Raw genomic sequence first — 18,234 nt, forward strand, 5'->3', positions numbered from 1 at the left:
GAAGCCCGAGAGGACGACATGAGTATCGAAACCGACGCCGCCCACACGCGCGACCTTCCTGGATCAGGGGGCCTCGCCCTGCCCGCCGGAAACCTGCGCGGACCGCTGGCTTTCGCCATCGGCTGCTTCCTGATCTGGGGGCTGGCCTATGGCCTGCTGGACGTGCTGAACAAGCACTTCCAGGAAACGCTCAGCATCAGCCAGGCGGACAGCTCCTGGCTGCAGATCGCCTATTTCGGCGCCTATCTGCTGCTCAGCCTGCCGGCGGGCATGTTGCTGAACGCGCGCGGCTACAAGTTCGGCATCGTCTCTGGCCTCTGCGTCACCGCCATCGGCGCCCTGCTCTTCATCCCGGCCGCCAATGCGGGCGCCTTCCTGCCCTTCGTCGGATCCATGTTCGTGCTGGCCGCCGGCCTGTGCGTGCTCGAGACGGCCGCCGACACCTACGTCAACGTTCTGGGCGACCCGGCCAAGGCCTCGCAGCGCCTTAACCTGGCCCAGTCGTTCAACGCCCTGGGCGTCTTCATCGGCCCGATGATCGGCGGCGCGGTCTTCTTCAGCCCGACGACGACCGAAGCCCTGGGCGGCGCCACCCGCTCGATCCAGATCGTCTACGGTCTGATCGCTGTGGCCGTCCTGCTGTTCGCCGCCGTCGTCTGGCGCGCCCGCCTGCCCGAAACCGGCCTGGCCGACCACGGCGAATCCGTCGCGGGCGACGCCCCGGCCAAGCCCTTGTCCCAGCAGCCTCACTTCATCGCCGGCGTGGTGGCCCAGGCCCTCTACATCGGCGCCCAGGTCGGCATCGGCGCCTACTTCATCAATCTGGTGACCCACAACTGGCAGGACCTGACGTCGCAACAGGGCGCCTACATGCTGTCGCTGGCCGCCATCGGCTATCTGGTCGGGCGCTTCGCCGCCACGGGCCTGTTGCTCAAGGTCAAGCCGCGCGCCCTGCTGACCACCTACGGCGTCATCAACGTCATCCTGACGCTGATCGTCTCGGCGGGCATCGACAAGGTGTCGCCCATCGCCCTGATCGCCGTCTTCTTCTTCATGTCGACCATGTTCGCCACCATCTTCGCCCTGGGCACCACGGGCCTGGGGGCCAGCACCAAGAAGGCGTCGTCCCTCATGGTCATGGCCATCGGCGGCGGCGTCCTGCTGCCCTGGCCCATGGGCAAGCTGGCGGACCTGTACGGCGCCAACATCGCCTTCCTGCTGCCCGCCGCCTGCTTCGCCGTCGTCGCCTGGTACGGCTGGAAGGGCGCGGGCCTGGGCCTGAAGGCGGAGGCCTCGTGATGCGTCTGCGCTCCGCCCTCCTCGCCTGCACCCTCCTGGCCGGCGCTCCGCTGGCCGCCTGCGCCCAGACAGTTCAGCCCGTCGCCGCGGTCGCGCCTGCGACGCCGATCAACCGGCAGGCCCTGGTCACGCGCCACAACGTCGTCCTGACCGGCGTGGATCGTCACGCCCCGATCATGCTGGGCAACGGCGATCTGGGCTTCACCGCCGACATCACCGGCCTGCAGACCTTCCCGGAGCAGTATTCCGAACTGGCCCCCCTGCTGACCATGGCCCAGTGGGGTTGGCACAGCTTCCCCAATCCCGAGGGCTATACCGAGCAGGACGGCCTCGTGAACGTCCCCGTCCCCGGACGCGGCGAACAGCCCTACGCCTGGATGAAGTCCTGGGCGGATGCAGAGACCAACCCCGCCTACACCTGGCTGCGGGCCAATCCGCATCGCATCTCGCTCAGCCGCATCGGCCTGACGTTCAATGACGACCGCACGCTGGACTTCGCCAAGGTGGCCGACCCGCGCCAGACGCTGGATCTGTGGACCGGCGCCCTGACCAGCCGCTTCACCTATGACGGCCAGCCCGTCGAGGTCGTGACCCGCGTCCATCCGACCCTGGACATGGTTATGGTCGAGATCTCCTCGCCTCTGGTCGCGTCTCAGGGCCTGGGCGTTCAGGTCCGCTATCCAAGCGTGAACCCGGCCATCAACCCCGATCCGACCAGTTTCGACGGCGCGGGCGCCCAGGGCCTTGAGGTCGTCGCCTTCGACACGGGCGACGTCCGCATTCGTCGGACGCTGGACGACACCGTCTACTATTCAGGCATCATCGGCTCGGGAAAGATCGAACAGAGCGGGGCCGACAGCTTCAGCGTCGTCGCCAACGGTCGCGACCGGCTGACCGTCATGGTCCGTTTCGATCAACAGGCCGACAAGACCCTCGCCCCCGCCTATACCGCCAGCGTTGAGGCCGTCACCCGTCACTGGAACGCCTTCTGGAGCGAGGGCGCCGCCGTCGACTTCTCGGGTTCGACCGATCCGCGCGCTCATGAGCTGGAGCGTCGCGTTGTGCTGTCGCAGTATCTGTCCGCCGTGAACGGCGCGGGCGAGCTGCCGCCACAGGAAGAGGGTCTCTTCTCCAACTCCTGGTACGGCAAGTTCCACCTGGAGATGCATCCCTGGCACGCCGGCTGGCAGGCCATGTGGGGCCGCCCCGAACTGCTGGAGCGCAGCCTGCCCTGGTATCTGGGCAACCTCGACAACGCCCGCGCCGAGGCCGCGCGTCACGGGGTCAAGGGCGCCTGGTGGCCCAAGATGGTCGGGCCCGAGGGCCGCAACAGCCCCAGCCTGGTCTCGCCTTTCATCATGTGGCAGCAGCCGCACCCGATCCTGCTGGCCGAACTGATCTGGCGATCGGAAAAGGACCCTGCCGTCCTGAGCCGCTACGCCGAACTGGTCGAGGCCACCGCCGACCTGCTGGCCTCCTGGCCGATCGAGGCGAACGGCCGCCTGAACCTCGGCGCGCCGATGATCCCGGCCCAGGAAAACTATGATCCCCTGACCACGATCAACCCGACCTTCGAGGTCGAGTATTTCCGCTGGGCGCTGGAGACCGCCCAGCAATGGCGCGTTCGTCAGGGCCAGCCCCGCCGCGCCGACTGGGATCAGGCCTTGGCGAAGATCGCCCCGCCCGCGATGAAGGACGGCCTCTACCTGCCGGTCGAGAGCGTGCCGGACTTCTGGGAGACGGCCATGTCCGACGCCTGCCGCAAGCACGCGGCGGCCGCCCAGTGCAAGAACCGCGACCACCCCTCCTTCCTGATGGCCTACGGCTTCATTCCCGGCGACCGCATCGACCCGGACGCCATGCGCCGCACCTTCGAGGCGGTGGAGCAGAACTGGGACGTGCGTCAGACCTGGGGCTGGGACTTCCCCATGATGGCCATGACCGCCGCCCGCCTGGGCGAACCGGAAAAGGCCGTCGACTGGCTGTTCGCCGATCTGAAGAACAACCAGTGGGGCGTCACCGGCATGACCCCGCGCGTCCACCTGGACGAGCACGCCGACGAACTGGTGCCGGTCTCGGCCGGAGCCGGCGGCGTCGAGATGGCGGTCAACCCCGACGGCGCCGGCTATCGCCGGGCGGCCGAGACCTACTTCCCCTCCAACGGCTCCCTGCTGATGGCGGTGGGCCTGATGGCCGGCGGCTGGGACGGTTCGACCGGCCACGCGCCCGGCTTCCCCAAGGAAGGCTGGACTGTGCGGGTCGAAGGCCTGACGCCCGCTCCCTGACCTTGCTTTGCGATTACACAAGGAACGCCCGATGACGACGTCCCGACGCCTTGCCCTGAAGGCCCTGCTGGCCGCCCCCGCCCTAGCCACCCCAGCCCTGGCGGCCCCCGCCGGCGCAGCCGCAGCGCGATCCGCTGCGCCGCAAGCCGCCGCTCCCCTGATCGAACCGCCCCTGCCGCCGGAGGGCCAGGTTCCCGCCTGGCCTGCCCCGAACACCGCGCCGCCCTCGACCCAGGAGACGCCGCACCAGGCGCCGCAATGGTCCGACCCGGTCCCGCGCGAATGGGTCGATCCGCGCACAGGCCATCGCATCCGCCGGGTCTCGCCCGACGGCGGCGGCGGCAAGCCCTACTTCTACAAGAACATGTTCCTGCCGGCGAAGGCGGGCGCGCCCGACCTCATGGTCATCTCCACGCCCCAGGGCATCTCGACCGTGGACCTGAAGACCTGGGCGCTCAGCGTGCTGGTTCCCGACCAGAACGCCGATCTGATGTTCACGGGGCGCAAGGGCCGCAACGTCTATTATTCGGTCACCGAGCCGGGCGAGTCCCAGCTGATGGACCGCGCCAAGACCCTCTACGTCATCGATGCGGACACCCGGCGCGTGCGCCGGATCGGCCGCATTCCCAACGGCCAGGTCAATTCGGTCAATGCCGACGAGGCCCTGCTGCTCGGCTTCGTCGCCTATGATTCCCAGCCGCTCCAGCCCGGCGTCGGCGATCCGCGCAACCGCCGCTTCGACCAGGCCGAATACGAAGCTGCCGGGCCGGACGGAAAGCCGCTGAACTTCGCTCGCGCCAAGGGCGTGCGGATGCTGCAGCGCTGGGCCGCCCGCTATCCGATGGAGATCTTCGTCATCGACATGGCGACCGGCGAACGCCGCGTGATCCACAAGACCAATGAATGGATCGGCCACACCCAATTCTCGCCGACCGATCCCGATCGCATCATCTTCTGCCACGAAGGCCCCTGGCACCGGGTCGACCGCATGTGGACGATGAAGGTCGACGGCTCGGACCTGCGCAAGACGCACCAGCGGACCATGAATTTCGAGATCTTCGGCCACGAGTGGTTCAGCCCCGACGGCAGGCAGGTGCTCTATGATCTGCAGACGCCGCGCGGCCAGGTCTTCTGGGTCGCCTCCGTGGACCTGGAGACAGGCAAGCGCGTCTATCGCCGGGTGGAACAGAACGACTGGTCGGTGCACTACAACGTCTCGCCGGACGGACGGATGTTCGCGGGCGACGGCGGCGACGGCGACATGGTGGCCCATGCGCCGGACGGAAAATGGCTCGTCCTGCTGCGTCCCGAGCCGATCGTCGACGAGGATCCGTCCAGCGACAAGGACGATCAGATCAGCGTCGAGTATCTGCGGTCGCAGCGCCTGGTCGACCTGTCGAACCATGACTACCGGCTGGAGCCCAACCTGACCTTCACGCCGGACGGCCGATGGATCGTCTTCGTCTCCAACATGCATGGCGCCAATCACGTCTATGCGGTGGAGGTGGCGCGGGCGGCCTGACGCCCGCCGTCTCCCCCTCTACGAAAAAGGGCTCCGGAGCGATCCGGGGCCCTTCCTGTTTCGGCGACACCTTGAGGCAGGTTCCGTAACCTCATGAAATCGTCGCTGTTTTCGCGGCTCACTGCAGTCTCGCACGGAGGCTGACACGAGCCTGTTGCAAAAAGCGGGAAGCTGTTGCAAGAAGTGACACGCGTATCGTCCAACTATACGCAACAGCATACCAACAAATGACACCGGTGCCACGGGCTTCGGTGCGGGGAGAGAAATATGGCACGACCCTTCCGCAACGTCCGCGCCCTCTGTGTCGCCGGCGCTTCCGCCACCGCCCTGATGTGGGGCGTTGCGCCCGCCATGGCTCAGGACGCCGCCGATCAGACCACGGGCGAGGACGCCACCGTCGTCGACGAGATCGTCGTCACCGGCTTCCGCTCCAGCCTTCAGCAGGCGCTGAACGTCAAGCGCCGCGAGGCCGGCGCCGTCGACGCCATCCTGGCTGAAGACATCGCCGACTTCCCCGACCAGAACCTCGCCGAGGCCATCCAGCGCCTGCCCGGCGTGACCATCGAACGGGTCAACGGCCAGGGCACGACCATCTCGGTGCGCGGCCTGGGCGCCGACTTCACCCGCACCCGCATCAACGGCCTGGAGGCCCAGGCGGCGTCGGGCGGCAACCGCAACCGCAGCTTCGACTTCTCGATGTTCGCGTCCGAGCTGTTCAACAGCATCAAGGTCCGCAAGACCCAGTCGGCCGAGATCGAGGAAGGCTCGCTGGGATCGACCGTCGACCTGCAGACCGGCCGCCCGCTGGACTTCGCGAACGGCGGCTTCAACTCCGCCCTGTCGGTCCAGGCCTCCTACAACGACCTGTCGGAAAAGACCGTCCCGCGCACGGCCGGCCTGCTGAGCTGGTCGAACGACAGCAAGACCTTCGGCATCCTGGGCTCCATCGCCTATTCCGAACGTTCGCCTATCCTCGAGAGCTTCAACACGACCCGTTGGCAGAAGGGCGACCCGACGAAAGCCTACGGCGTTGGTCAGAACTTCGGCGGCTGCGTTCCCTGCACCACGGAGGCCCAGCGCACTGAACTGCTGAACGCCTTCTATCCGCGCATCCCGCGCTACACCTTCGGCAACACCCAGGAAGACCGCTTGGGCATGACCGGCGCCCTGCAATGGCGCCCCAGCGACCGCACCGAGGTCGTCCTGGACCTACTGTGGTCCCGCCTGAACTCCGAACTGGAAAGCCCCAACGTCGAGGCCTGGGCTTTCAGCCGCGCGGCCGTCAACAACGTCATCGTGCGCGACTACGCCATCGACGCCGGCAAGAACGCCCTGTCCTACGGCGTGTTCGACAACATGCTGGTGCGCTCGGAAAACGGCTTCACCCGCAATGAAAGCACCTTCGCCCAGGCCTCGTTGAACGTCCGCCACGACTTCACGGATCGCCTGCGCGGCAACATGAAGCTGGGCCTCAACAAATCCGAAGCTCGCACGCCGACAAACGTCACCTACGCCTTCGAACAGGCGGGGGTGAACGGCTACACCATCGACTTCCGCGGCAACGATCGCCTGCCGATGATCGACTACGGCTTCGACATCACCTCGGGCAAGGACTTCACCCTGATCCAGGGCACGCGCTCCACGAGCGGCGGCGATTTCGACAACAACGTCTTCGCCGGCGCCCTGGAGTACGACTGGACGCCTTCCATCACCTTCAAGGCCGGCGGCGAATACCGCACCTACGGCTTCAGCACCTGGGGCGTGGCGCGGGCTCAGACGGCTACGGCGGGCGCTGACCGGATCACCGGCGTGGACGCCCTGGGCAAGATCGTCAGCATCGACGGCAAGATCGGCGTGCCGGCGGGGTCGGACCTGAGCTTCATCGTTCCCGACATCTCGAAGATCAACGACTTCCTCAGCGTCTACGACGACCCGCTGGTGCCGAACCGCAGCGAGCGCGAAGTCGACGAAACGGACAAGGGCGTCTTCGTCCAGGCCGACTTCAACACCGAGGTCGCCAACATGACGGTGCGCGGCAACGTCGGCGTCCGCTACGCCAAGACGGAAGTCGAATCCAAGGGCTGGCAGACGATCACCGTCAAGGATGACGCCGGCAACACGACCACCAGCTACGACTACGTCACCGCCTATAACGACTACGACGACGTCCTGCCGTCGTTCAACCTGGCCATCGAGCCGCGCGACGACCTGGTGATCCGCCTGGGCGCCGCCAAGGTGATGTCGCGTCCGACCCTGGGCGACCTGACCCCGGGCGGCGGCGTCTCGCCGACCACGCGCACCGTGTCCTACGGCAACCCGCTGCTGGATCCGTTCCGCGCCACCAACTACGACCTGTCGGTCGAGTGGTACTTCCAGAACGAAGGCCTGCTGGCCGCCGCCGTCTTCTACAAGGACATCGACAGCTTCATCACCTCGGTGACGGAATCGATCGTCTGGAGCGATCTGGGTCTGCCCGACGAACTGCTGCAAGGCGCCGCGCGTCCGACCGACGTCTTCCAGGTCACGCGCAAGCTCAACGGCGAGGGCGGTTCGCTGCACGGGCTGGAGATCCAGTACCAGCAGCCCTTCACCTTCCTGCCCGGCCTGTGGTCGAACTTCGGCTTTATCGGCAACTTCACCTATGTCGACTCTGAGGTCGACTATGGCGCCGCCGGCAAGAACCGCCTGACGGGTCAGTCGAAGAACACCTTCAACACGACGCTGTATTACGAGGACGGCCCCTTCCAGGCCCGTGTCTCGGCGGCCTACCGCAGCGGCTATCTGATGTCGTTCCCGGGCGGCAACGGCAACTCGGAAGAGGGCATGAACGCGACGACCTACGTCGACGCCTCGATGTCCTACGACATCTCGGACAGCATGACGATCTCGCTGGAAGGCATCAACCTGACCGACGAGTACAACGATCGCTACGTCGACGAGACGAACCGCATCTCGGACTACCGTCACACGGGTCGCGAGATCGCTATCGGATTGCGCTGGAAATACTGATTCACCTCCCTGAACCTTTCAGCGCACCACTCGGCCCGGAGCATCTGCTCCGGGCCTTTTTTCTGTTCGGCTCCCTGCATTCGGGCGAAGAAAAACCCCGACGTCGAAACGCCGGGGCTTGAACAGTCCGTTTCGGACAAGAAGCCTCAGAGGCCGACCACGCCGCGCGACGCCGTGACCTTGGGTCCCGTTCCGTCCAGGGTGTCGATGTCGCAGTCGATGAAGCGCCAGTTGTCGGCGTTGGCGATGGTCCCCGCCTCGCGCACGTCCCAGCGCAGCCGCTCGAAGGTGAAGTCGCGCAGGGGCGCTTCCTCATAGGCGGCAGCCTCGAAGCCGATCTTGCCGCCCACAGCCCTGATGTCCGACAGGCGCACGTCGCGGATGCGGGGCACGCCCTGCTCGCGCGGGACCGGCGTCGCCAGCGCCCGCCAATAGTCCGGAACATCCGTCATGCCCGCGGGGATCTGGGCGTAGGAGTAGTTCGGATACCAGTTGAGATTCACCCGGAACAGGGTCGCCACGTCCTGCAAGTGGATGTCCCGCAGGGCGATGTTGTTGATGACCCCGCCGCGCGTGTGGCCCGACTTGAAGAAGATTCCCAGCGGCACGGGGTATTCGATCCGCAGGCCCGACACCTCGATGTCCTGGAACCCGCCCGAGGTCTCGCTGCCGAAGGTCATGCCGGCCAGGGCGTCGCGCACGATGCAGTCGCGCACCTTCACCTCGCGGCACGGCCGGGCGACCCTCAGGCCGTCCCAGTCGCGCCCCGCCTTGATGCAGATGGCGTCGTCGTTGACCGACAGGTCGCAGCGCTCGACCAGCACCCGCTCCGAGGAATCGATGTCGATCCCGTCGGTCGAGGGGCCTCGGCCGCCCAGGTTGTTGCGGATGATCAGGTCCGACACCTTCACGTCGCGCGAATAGCAGACGTGCACGGTCCAGAAGCCCGAACGCGCCAGGTTCAGGCCCGACACCTCGACCTGGTCCGCGTCATAGACATGGATCAGGCGCGGGCGGCGACAATCGTAGTCCGCCGCCCAACGCAGGTCGCGGGGGTCATAATCGCGCCGCATCGCCCAATAGGCGTCCCAGAAGACCTTGCCGTCGCCGTCGACCAGCCCTTCGCCGGTGATGCGGGCGTTCCGCTCGCGATAGACGTTCAGCAGGCCCGCGGGCCACTCCATCTCGATCCCGGCGACGCGCGTGCGCACCATGGGGTAGGCGGCGATGTCGCGCAGCCCCTTCAGCGTCGCGCCGCGCCCGATCAGCAGGGTGACGTTCGACTTCACGAACAGGGAGCCGGACAGATAGACGCCGGGCTTCAGCACCACCGTGCCGCCGCCCGCCCCCGCCGCCGCGTCGATGGCGGCCTGGATCGGGCGGGTGTTGACGGTCTCGCCGTCCCCGACCGCGCCGAAGTCGGCGGCGTCGAACGTCCGGCCGGTTCCCTGCGCCCAGGCGGGCGCGGCCGCCACGCCGGTCGCCAGGGCGCCGGTAATTCCGAGTTGCAACAAAGAGCGGCGATGCATAGGCGTTCCTCACGTGGTCGCGCCGCAAGATGGACGGCGTCTTGTCGCGGTTTACCGGTGTCATTCCGGCTTGCGCTAGTTGAAGACCATTTTATGGTACGCATCAGCAAATAGTGAAACCCCAAACGCCACGGGGTCCGTACCGGAGAGAACGCCTGTGACGCTACGCCGCGCCGCCCCGACGATCGCATTCCTGCTCGCCAGCACCGTCTTGACCGCACCTGCGCTCGCCCAATCGGCCGCAGGCGAGCCCTGGGCGCCGCAGTCCAACCCCGGCGTTGAGGCCGAATGGCTGACCGCGCGCCCGCGCCCCAACCTGGACTTCCGCGCGGACGCCCGCCCTTCGCGCGAACAGACCCTGGCGGCGGTCGAATACGTCGCCTCCTCCCAGATCACCGACATGGCCTCGCGTCCCCTGGCCCTGTCGACCGGCAGCAATCTGACGCAGATGTCGTCCAACTGGGTGGCCGCGACCTTCTACATCGGCGCGGCGCGGCTGGCGCGCGTCTCGGACGACCCCGAGACCCTGCGCTTCCTGACGGCCGTGGCCGAGCACTACAACTACAGCCTGCGCGGCGCGCGCTCGGGTCCGACCATGCTGAACGCCGACGACCAGACCATCGGCGACCTGTATCTGGAGCTCTATTCGCGCCGGGGTCAGGACGGAGTGCTGATGCCGCTGCGCCAGCGGCTGGACTATATGATCCCGCACCTGAACCGCGCGACCGAGACTGACTCCCTGATCTGGTGGTGGGCCGACGCCCTCTACATGGCGCCGCCGGTTCTGGCGCGCATGTCGGCGGTGACCGGCGACCCGAAATACGTCCGCGCCATGGACAAGGAGTTCCGGCGCACCATCGACCGCCTGTGGGTCCCCGAGCAGCGCCTCTTCCTGCGCGACCAGCGCTTCGAGGGCCGCACCGAGGCCAATGGCCAGCCCGTCTACTGGAGCCGCGCCAACGGCTGGGTCATGGGCGGCCTGGCCCGCACCCTCGAGGCCATGCCCGCCGACTTCGAGGGCCGTCAGGACTACGTCGACATCTTCCAGGCCATGGCCGGACGCATCCGCGAACTGCAACAGGACGACGGCCTGTGGCGCGCCAGCCTGCTGGCCCCCGAAGTCTATCCTCAGGCCGAGACCTCGGGTTCGGTCTTCTACGTCTACGCCCTGGCCTGGGGGATCAACCACGGCCTGCTGGACCGCGCGACCTATGAGCCCGCCGTGCTCAAGGGCTGGGCCGCGCTCAACCGCCACGTCCTGCCCAGCGGCCTGATCGGCGCCACGCAGAAGACCGGCGACATGCCCGTCCCGACCGATCCGAACGAGGTCGGCCTCTACACCACCGGGACCTACATCCTGGCGGGGCTGGAGGTCGCCGACCTGAACGGCCCGCAAAAGAGCCTCCCCCTGGCCGAGCCTGCGCGCGATGCGCCCGAGGTGATCGCCGCCACCACGCCCGCGCCGCCCGCGCCGGTCACCGTCGTCGGCGAGGCCGAGATCAAGCGTCGCGCCGAGGAGATGCAGGCGACCCGCGCCCTGGCCTATGATCCGTCCTCGCTAGGCCGCCCCGCCGAGGTCGAACGCCTGACCCCGCCGCCCGCCGACCAGCAGCAGCCTCGCGCCGTCGTCCGCTTCGCGCCCGACCGCCTCGACGATCTTCTGTGGGAGAACGACCGCGTCGCGCACCGCATCTACGGTCCCGCCCTGGAGGCGCGAGAAGCGCCCTCCGGCTCGGGCGTCGACGTCTGGGCCAAGCGCGTCCGCTATCCCTACATGGACCGCCAGCTGCGCTTCCCTAACTACCACGTCGATCGCGGCGAGGGGCTGGACTACTACGACGTCGGTCGTGGTCGCGGCGCGGGCGGCCTGGGCGTCTGGTACGACAACAAGCTGTGGACCAGCCGCAACTTCTCGACCTATCGCATCGAGGCGACCGGCGGCGATGAGGCCCGCTTCAGCGTCGACTATCGCCCCTGGCCCGTCGACGTGGCCCGCAAGGTCTGGGAGACGCGCGAGTTCAGCCTGCCGCTGGGCTCCAGCTTCACCCGCATGACCTCGACCCTGAACTCGGACACGACCGAGCCCCTGATCGTAGGCGTCGGCATATCCAAGCGCCGCAACGCGGCGGGCGCCGGCTTCGTCACCCGCGACGCCGCCAACGGCCGCCTGATGTTCTGGGAGCCGGCCAATCCCGAGCACGGCTCCATCGGCATCGCCATCGCCGTCGACCCGGCCCAGGTCGAAGGCTTCGCCGAAGACGCCGACAACTATCTGATCCTGGTCCGCGTCACGCCGGGCCGGCCCTTCACCTACTACATGGGCTCCGCCTGGGACGGCGGCCTGGACTTCAAAACCCGCGAAGCCTGGGAAGCGCACGTGGCCGCCACGGCCCTGACCTTCTGACGGCATGGGATCATCCGGGGCCTTGTCCGAACAGCCGTCGTCGGGCAATCCAGCCCTGCAACAAGGATGATCCCCATGACCGAGACGCTTGAGCTATCGCACTGGATCGGCGGCGAGAAGATCGCCGGGTCGCGGCCGGGCGAGAGCCTGAACCCGTCCGATACGCGTCAGGTCGTGGCGCGCACGCCCAAGGGCGGGGCGGCCGAGGTGGATCAGGCGGTCCAGGCGGCGCGCGCCGCCTTCGGTCCCTGGGCCGACGCCTCGCCCGAGGTGCGCTCGGACATCCTGGACCGGGCCGGGACCCTGCTGATGGAGCGGCGCGAGGCGGTCGGCCGCCTGCTGTCGCGCGAAGAGGGCAAGACCCTGGCCGAGGGCATAGGCGAGACCGCCCGCGCCGCCCGCATCCTCAAGTTCTTCGCCGGCGAGGCCCTGCGCCTGCACGGCCAGAACCTGGCCTCGACCCGGCCTGGCGTCGAGATCCAGACCTATCGCCAGCCGGTCGGGGTGTTCGGCCTGATCACCCCGTGGAACTTCCCCATCGCCATTCCGGCCTGGAAGATCGCCCCGGCCATCGCCTTCGGCAACACCGTGGTCATCAAGCCCGCCGGCCCGACCCCGGCCACGGCCGAGGCCCTGATCGCCATCCTGCATGAGGCGGGCCTGCCCGGCGGCGTGGTCAACATGGTCATCGGCGACGGCGACGTCGGCCGCGCCATCGTCGCCCATCCGGACGTGGACGGAATCAGCTTCACCGGCTCGCAGAAGGTCGGCGCCGGGGTGGCCGAGGGGGCGATGAAGCGTCAGGCCCGCGTGCAGCTGGAGATGGGCGGAAAGAACCCGCTGATCGTGCTGGACGACGCCGATCTGGAGCGCGCCGTGGCCATCGCCCTGGACGGCAGCTTCTTCGCCACCGGTCAGCGCTGCACCGCCTCCAGCCGCCTGATCGTGCAGGACGGAATCCACGACCGCTTCGTCGCCGCCCTGGCCGAGAAGGTCGCCGCCTTACGCGTCGGCGACGCCCTGGACCCGACGACCCAGATGGGTCCGGCCGTGACCGAGGCCCAGCGCCAGACCGCCTATGACTACATCGACATCGCCCGCGACGGCGGGGGCCGCGTGCTGGCGGGCGGCGAACGTCTCAGCCTCGACAAGCCGGGCTGGTACGTCCAGCCGACCCTGATCGTTGACACCCAGGCCGACGCCCGCATCAACACCGAGGAGGTCTTCGGCCCCGTCGCCTCGACCATCCGCGTCGCCTCTTATGAAGAGGCCCTGGCGGTCGCCAACGGGGTGGAGTTCGGCCTGTCGGCGGGCATCGTCACCCAGTCGCTGAAACACGCCCGCGACTTCCAGCGCCGGGCGCGGGCGGGCATGACCATGGTCAACCTGGCCACGGCGGGCGTCGACTACCACGTCCCCTTCGGCGGCACGAAGAAGTCCAGCTACGGCCCCCGCGAACAGGGCTTCGCCGCCGCAGACTTCTACACCCAGACCAAGACCAGCTACTCCGCCGGGTAAGACGGGCGGCGCGCTAGGGCTCCAGCTCGATGTCCCAGTAGAGGTAGTCGAGCCAGCTCTGATGCAGGAAGTGGGGCGGAAAGCGCCGCCCCGCCTGCTGGAGCTGCCAGGCGCTGGGCTGGTGGGCGGTGCGGCGCAGGGGCATGTGCGCCTGACCGGGCGTGCGGCCGCCCTTGCGCAGGTTGCAGGGACCGCAGGCGGCGACGATGTTCTGCCACGTCGTGCGCCCACCGCGCGAGCGCGGGATGACGTGGTCGAAGGTCAGATCCTGGGACGTGCCCGGCTCGCCGCAATACTGGCAGGCGAAACCGTCGCGCAGGAAGACGTTGAAGCGGGTGAAGGCCGGCTTGCGGTCCTGGTCCACATAGGACTTCAGGCAGACCACGCTGGGCAGCTGCATCTCCAGCGAGGGGCTGCGGACGACCTTGTCATAGGTGGCGACCACGTCGACGCGGTCCTGCCACACGGCCTTGACCACCTCTTCCCAGGGCCAGAGCGACAGGGGGAAGTAGGACAAGGGCCTGAAATCGGCGTTCAGCACCAGGGCTGGAAAGCCGGACGGCGGGCGGGTCAGGACCTGCATCAGGCCCTCCCGCTCATACGGGGGGTTATCGACGCGACAGGACTGAAGACACGTCTCCTTCCTTGGTCTGCTGACGAAAATCCTACGCCTGATTCCCGCGCATCGCCATGACCGGCGTGAGGAGTTTTCGTGACGGCGCGATCAGAAGACCTCGACCAGTTCAAAGCGTTCGCAGACCACCTTCATGCCCGGCGCCCAACTGCCTTCGCGGCGATAGTAGGCCTCGTGCGCGTCGCGCCACCACGCATAGGTCAGGTCGCCCTCCCCCTCGGCGCGGGCGAAGTCCTCGCTGACCTGCTCGAAAGGCATGACCTCGACTTCGGTCGTGCGGATCGCGCAGCGAGGGACTCCGGCGCCGTCCAGAATGACGCTGACCTCGCCCACGCTGGGCATGATGTCAGCCTCGCACGACGCCAGCGACGAACAGGTGGCGCGTTTGCCGCCAGCCAGCACCAGGGCCAGCAGTTCGTCCGCCAGTTCGGGGCTGTCGCCGAAAGCCCAGCGCGGCGCGGCGGCATAGGCGGCGGGAATCTCGCTCATGGACAGCCTCAATAGCGCGACGCGGCGGTCGGGAAGGCGGGCAGGCTCCAGCCCCACTTCAGGGCGCCTGCGCGCACGCCGAATCCGGCCACGACGGCCACCGCCACGGCGGGCCATGTCGGCAGACTCAGGGCCTTCAGCCCGACGAACAGGGCCGCCGACACCAGGGCCGCGGTGATGTTCAGTTCGCGCCGGAGCAGGATGGAGGGCTGGTGCGCCAGCACGTCGCGCACGATGCCGCCGAAGCAGGCCGTCAGCACGCCCATGACGATGCAGATCAGAGGCGTCACGCCATAGGTCGCCGCCTTGGCCGCGCCCATGACGCCATAGGCCGCCAACCCCACCGCATCCAGCCACAGCAGGGCGCGGAAACGCCACGACCGCGAACCCAGCATCCAGAAGCCGACCGCCGCCACCATGCAGACGGCGACATAGCGCCAGTCCTGCACCCAGAAGACGGGCGCCCCGATCAGCAGATCGCGCAGGGTGCCGCCGCCCATGCCGGTGACGGCGGCGAAGAAGGCGAAGGTCAGGACGTCATGCTTCTCGCGCGCGGCGGCCAGGGCGCCGGTGGCGGCGAACACGGCCACGCCCGCGAAATCCAGCAGCGGCAGCACCGCAGCCGGACGAACCAGGTCTGCGCCCGCGATCGGCTCCAACATCGTCATCATCCCCAGGGCGCCGCACGGCGCCGTCTTCGGGGTCGCCCCCAGCCTTGGTGAAGACGAAGGCTAGACCATTTTCGGTTAAGTCGGAATCGACTGAACCCAGAACAATGGTCCAGAATTATCTGGAGCGAATATCTGAGTTTAGTTGGACCTGCGTCCAACTAAACCGATTTCGCTCTAGACGCCCTCGTCCAGCGCGATCTCGCCGCGCCGAACGCCACCATACCACCCCCAGAGCAAATGCGCCGCCACCCCGCGATGCGGCCGCCAGATCTCGGCGCGGGCATAGGCCTGTTTCTCGTTCGGACGGGCCTCGGCGCGGTCGGCCCAGCGCATCGCCTCTTGGAGGGCTACATCCCCGCCGGGAAAGACGTCGAGCCGCCCCTCGCAGAACATCAGGAAGGTCTCGGCCGTCCATTTGCCCACCCCCTTGATGGCGACCAGGGCCGCGATGGCCTCCACGTCGTCCAACCGCTCCAGATGGCCGAAGTCGATGTGGCCCTCGGTCTGGGCGCGGGCGATCTCATGGCCGTACTTCGCCTTCTGTCCCGACAGGCCGAAGGTGCGCAGCGTCTCGACGTCGCGCGCCAGCACGGCCTCGGGCGTCACCTGCCCGTCCAGCCCGTCGACCACCCGTTTCCAGATCGAGGCCGCCGCCGCCACCGACACCTGCTGCTCGACGATCATGCGGAACAGGCCCTCATAGCCGCCCGGCCGCAACCGCCATTCGAACACGGGCGTCGAGGCGTGCGCCTTGGCCAGCGCCGGATCGGCGGCGGCCAGAGCCTCGCGAGCGGCGGCGACGGAAGCGGGAGACGGAGCAAGGGCCATGAGGTTGTATCGACAGGAAAACAGCGCGGCCTTAGCATTGCGCCAATGCGCACCTTGGACGATCTTCTTCACCCGATCACCCCAGAACGTTTTTTCGCCGAGTTCCACGGCCGAAAACCGCTGCACATCCCCGCCGCCGAAGGGGCGCCGAAGCGATCCATTCTGGACTGGGCGACCTTCAACGATCTGTTGAACCAGCCTTCGATCTGGACCGCACAGACCTTGAAGCTGGTGCGCAACACCGCCCCCGTGACGCCCGAACTCTATTGCCGTTCCGTCCAGACCCAATCGGGCTCGGCCTTCCGCCCCGACCCGGCCAAGGTGGCGCTTTTCGTAGCCGAAGGCGCCAGCCTGATCGCCGGCGACGTGCAGGACCTGACCGCGCCGCTCGCCGCTCTGTCGTCGGTGCTGGGCCACGCCTTCGCCGCCAGCGTGGGAGCGAACATCTACTGCTCCTTCAAGGGCGTCCAGGCTTTCGGCGCCCACTTCGATCTCAGCGACGTGCTGGCGGTTCAGGCCGAGGGCGAGAAGACATGGCGGCTGTATGAAAATCGCGCCGACTCTCCGGTCGAAATGCCCACAGACGTCGGCGATGTCCGACGCTGGTTCGAACAGACGCGCGGTCGCCTCCAGGCCGAGATCACCATGCGGCCGGGCGACGTCCTCTACCTGCCGCGTGGTTGGTACCATGACGCCCTGGCCCAGGACGGCGCTTCCTTGCACGTCACCTTCGCGCTGGCCTCGCTTCACGGTCGGATAATCTTCGACCTGCTGGAGCAGGCGGCCATGCAGGACCCCGCCTTCCGCGCCTATCTGCCTCCGGCGGCGAAGGATGGCGGCCGAGCCTTGCAACAGCACCTGACCCAGCTCGGCCAACGTTTGGCGCAACTGGCGGCCTCCCCAGCCTTCCGCGACGAAGTCGCCATGACGCAGGAACGGCTAACGCCGCGCATGCATCGCTTCGCCCTGCCCCAACAAACCTCACTGACGCGCTACAAGCCTGGCGTCGCCCGCGCCCCGGCCTATGTCGGCCCGGTCGCCCACGCCATGCATTGGGCCCTGTCCCAGCACGTCTTCGTACTGGAAAACCTCATCGCCCAGTTCGATTTCGTGGCCGAAGCCGACATCCGCGCCGCTGTCGAACAGGCGGAAGCCTTGGGCGCCGTCCAGCGTCTCTGATCCCTCCTCGTCGCGCCATGTTCGCCACCCGCTTCGCCCCTTCGCCGACCGGACGCCTGCACAAGGGGCACGCCTTTTCGGCCCTGACGGCCTGGCGCGCAGCGAAGGATGTCGGCGGGCGCTTCGTGTTGCGGATAGAGGACATCGATCCGACGCGCTGCAGGCCCGAGTTCGAGGCGGGCATCTATGAAGACCTGGCCTGGCTGGGGCTGGAGTGGGAGACGCCGGTGCGGCGCCAGTCCGATCATCTGGCCGCCTACGCCGCCGTGGTCGAGGCGCTGAACCGGCGCGGCCTGCTCTATCGCTGCTTCCGCACCCGCAAGGAGATATTGGACGCCATCGGCGATGCGCCTCACGGCCCCGCCGAAGCCGCCCGCCCCGGCCCGCATCCGGCCGAGGAAGAGGCGCAACTGCTGGCCGAAGGACGCCCCTTCGCCTGGCGCCTGTCGTTGGATCGGGCGAAGGAGGCGTTGGGCGGCGCGGCCTGGGACGCACTCAGCTTCATCGAGGAAGGCTCAGGCCCCGATGGCGAGACCGGCATGGTCAAGGCGCGCCCCGAGACGGCGGGGGACGTGGTGCTGGCGCGCAAGGACGCCGGGACCGCCTATCATCTGGCCGTGACGCACGATGACGACCTGCAGGGGATCAGCCATGTCATCCGGGGCAAGGATCTGTTCGTGGCGACGCATATCCAGCGGCTGATCCAGGCGCTGATGGACTGGCCCGCGCCGGTCTATCGCCACCACCGCCTGCTGGCCGGACCGGACGGCCGTCGCTACGCCAAGCGCGACCGCTCGGTCACGCTGGCGGAACTGAGGGAGGGCGGGCTGACGCCCGAGGCGCTGAGGGCGGAACTGGGGTTCTGAC

At 67.9% G+C, this 18,234-nt stretch carries 13 protein-coding genes; 8 read left to right on the forward strand and 5 right to left on the reverse strand.

Features of this window, described 5'->3' with window-relative positions; all coding sequences use genetic code 11:
• Positions 1-18: 18 nt before the first annotated feature.
• The 4 genes from ACWIDZ_RS04655 to ACWIDZ_RS04670 all read left to right on the forward strand — a co-directional run bounded on the left by ACWIDZ_RS04655 (position 19) and on the right by ACWIDZ_RS04670 (position 8,115).
• Entirely contained in the window at positions 19-1,299 is a 1,281-nt protein-coding gene (locus tag ACWIDZ_RS04655) for a sugar MFS transporter (RefSeq protein WP_453988971.1), read from the forward strand.
• Positions 1,299-3,584, forward strand: coding sequence for a hypothetical protein (locus ACWIDZ_RS04660; protein ID WP_453988972.1), 2,286 nt, complete (start codon positions 1,299-1,301; stop codon positions 3,582-3,584). Before ACWIDZ_RS04655 ends, ACWIDZ_RS04660 begins: the two co-directional genes overlap by 1 nt.
• 31 nt (positions 3,585-3,615) lie before the next feature.
• The gene (locus ACWIDZ_RS04665) at positions 3,616-5,106 is read left to right on the forward strand and encodes an oligogalacturonate lyase family protein (RefSeq protein ID WP_453988973.1); all 1,491 of its coding nucleotides are present in this window, start codon (positions 3,616-3,618) and stop codon (positions 5,104-5,106) included.
• A 267-nt stretch (positions 5,107-5,373) separates the two neighbouring features.
• Entirely contained in the window at positions 5,374-8,115 is a 2,742-nt protein-coding gene (locus tag ACWIDZ_RS04670; protein WP_453988974.1) for a TonB-dependent receptor, read from the forward strand.
• A 146-nt stretch (positions 8,116-8,261) separates the two neighbouring features.
• Here ACWIDZ_RS04670 and ACWIDZ_RS04675 read toward each other — a convergent pair whose 3' ends face one another.
• On the reverse strand, positions 8,262-9,644 hold the full coding sequence (locus ACWIDZ_RS04675; protein ID WP_453988975.1) for a glycoside hydrolase family 28 protein: 1,383 nt from the start codon (positions 9,642-9,644) through the stop codon (positions 8,262-8,264).
• 157 nt (positions 9,645-9,801) lie between these two features.
• Here ACWIDZ_RS04675 and ACWIDZ_RS04680 point away from each other — a divergent pair, with 157 nt between their 5' ends.
• Both ACWIDZ_RS04680 and ACWIDZ_RS04685 read left to right on the forward strand, forming a co-directional pair.
• Positions 9,802-12,048, forward strand: coding sequence for a glycoside hydrolase family 88 protein (locus tag ACWIDZ_RS04680; RefSeq protein WP_453988976.1), 2,247 nt, complete (start codon positions 9,802-9,804; stop codon positions 12,046-12,048).
• 75 nt (positions 12,049-12,123) lie between these two features.
• Positions 12,124-13,566: an aldehyde dehydrogenase family protein gene (locus tag ACWIDZ_RS04685; protein ID WP_453988977.1), complete on the forward strand. Its 1,443-nt coding sequence runs from the start codon at positions 12,124-12,126 to the stop codon at positions 13,564-13,566.
• Positions 13,567-13,579: 13 nt separating this feature from the next.
• Here ACWIDZ_RS04685 and ACWIDZ_RS04690 read toward each other — a convergent pair whose 3' ends face one another.
• The 4 genes from ACWIDZ_RS04690 to ACWIDZ_RS04705 form a co-directional block, all read right to left on the reverse strand.
• Complete coding sequence (locus ACWIDZ_RS04690) at positions 13,580-14,152, reverse strand: HNH endonuclease (protein WP_291779905.1); 573 nt, start codon at positions 14,150-14,152, stop codon at positions 13,580-13,582.
• A 138-nt stretch (positions 14,153-14,290) separates the two neighbouring features.
• A complete protein-coding gene (locus tag ACWIDZ_RS04695; RefSeq protein WP_453988978.1) occupies positions 14,291-14,689 on the reverse strand; it encodes an ASCH domain-containing protein in 399 nt (132 codons plus the stop codon).
• Between the two features lie 8 nt (positions 14,690-14,697).
• Positions 14,698-15,360: a trimeric intracellular cation channel family protein gene (locus tag ACWIDZ_RS04700; protein ID WP_346484714.1), complete on the reverse strand. Its 663-nt coding sequence runs from the start codon at positions 15,358-15,360 to the stop codon at positions 14,698-14,700.
• A gap of 174 nt (positions 15,361-15,534) precedes the next feature.
• Positions 15,535-16,188: a DNA-3-methyladenine glycosylase family protein gene (locus tag ACWIDZ_RS04705; RefSeq protein WP_453988979.1), complete on the reverse strand. Its 654-nt coding sequence runs from the start codon at positions 16,186-16,188 to the stop codon at positions 15,535-15,537.
• A 54-nt stretch (positions 16,189-16,242) separates the two neighbouring features.
• Between ACWIDZ_RS04705 and ACWIDZ_RS04710 the strand changes: the two genes are divergently transcribed.
• Positions 16,243-17,367: a JmjC domain-containing protein gene (locus tag ACWIDZ_RS04710; RefSeq protein WP_453988980.1), complete on the forward strand. Its 1,125-nt coding sequence runs from the start codon at positions 16,243-16,245 to the stop codon at positions 17,365-17,367.
• A 17-nt stretch (positions 17,368-17,384) separates the two neighbouring features.
• Positions 17,385-18,233: a tRNA glutamyl-Q(34) synthetase GluQRS gene (gluQRS, locus tag ACWIDZ_RS04715; RefSeq protein ID WP_453988981.1), complete on the forward strand. Its 849-nt coding sequence runs from the start codon at positions 17,385-17,387 to the stop codon at positions 18,231-18,233.
• The last annotated feature ends 1 nt before the right edge of the window (position 18,234 follow it).

This window comes from Brevundimonas sp. NPDC055311, assembly GCF_053645695.1.

What these genes read in the sequence shown, in the direction of transcription:
- ACWIDZ_RS04655 (WP_453988971.1), top strand. Translation starts at nt 19, where the DNA reads ATGAGTATCGAAACCGACGCCGCCCACACGCGCGACCTTCCTGGATCA.
- ACWIDZ_RS04660 (WP_453988972.1), top strand. Translation starts at nt 1,299, where the DNA reads ATGCGTCTGCGCTCCGCCCTCCTCGCCTGCACCCTCCTGGCCGGCGCT.
- ACWIDZ_RS04665 (WP_453988973.1), top strand. Translation starts at nt 3,616, where the DNA reads ATGACGACGTCCCGACGCCTTGCCCTGAAGGCCCTGCTGGCCGCCCCC.
- ACWIDZ_RS04670 (WP_453988974.1), top strand. Translation starts at nt 5,374, where the DNA reads ATGGCACGACCCTTCCGCAACGTCCGCGCCCTCTGTGTCGCCGGCGCT.
- ACWIDZ_RS04675 (WP_453988975.1), bottom strand. Translation starts at nt 9,644, where the DNA reads ATGCATCGCCGCTCTTTGTTGCAACTCGGAATTACCGGCGCCCTGGCG.
- ACWIDZ_RS04685 (WP_453988977.1), top strand. Translation starts at nt 12,124, where the DNA reads ATGACCGAGACGCTTGAGCTATCGCACTGGATCGGCGGCGAGAAGATC.
- ACWIDZ_RS04695 (WP_453988978.1), bottom strand. Translation starts at nt 14,689, where the DNA reads ATGAGCGAGATTCCCGCCGCCTATGCCGCCGCGCCGCGCTGGGCTTTC.
- ACWIDZ_RS04700 (WP_346484714.1), bottom strand. Translation starts at nt 15,360, where the DNA reads ATGATGACGATGTTGGAGCCGATCGCGGGCGCAGACCTGGTTCGTCCG.
- ACWIDZ_RS04705 (WP_453988979.1), bottom strand. Translation starts at nt 16,188, where the DNA reads ATGGCCCTTGCTCCGTCTCCCGCTTCCGTCGCCGCCGCTCGCGAGGCT.
- gluQRS (WP_453988981.1), top strand. Translation starts at nt 17,385, where the DNA reads ATGTTCGCCACCCGCTTCGCCCCTTCGCCGACCGGACGCCTGCACAAG.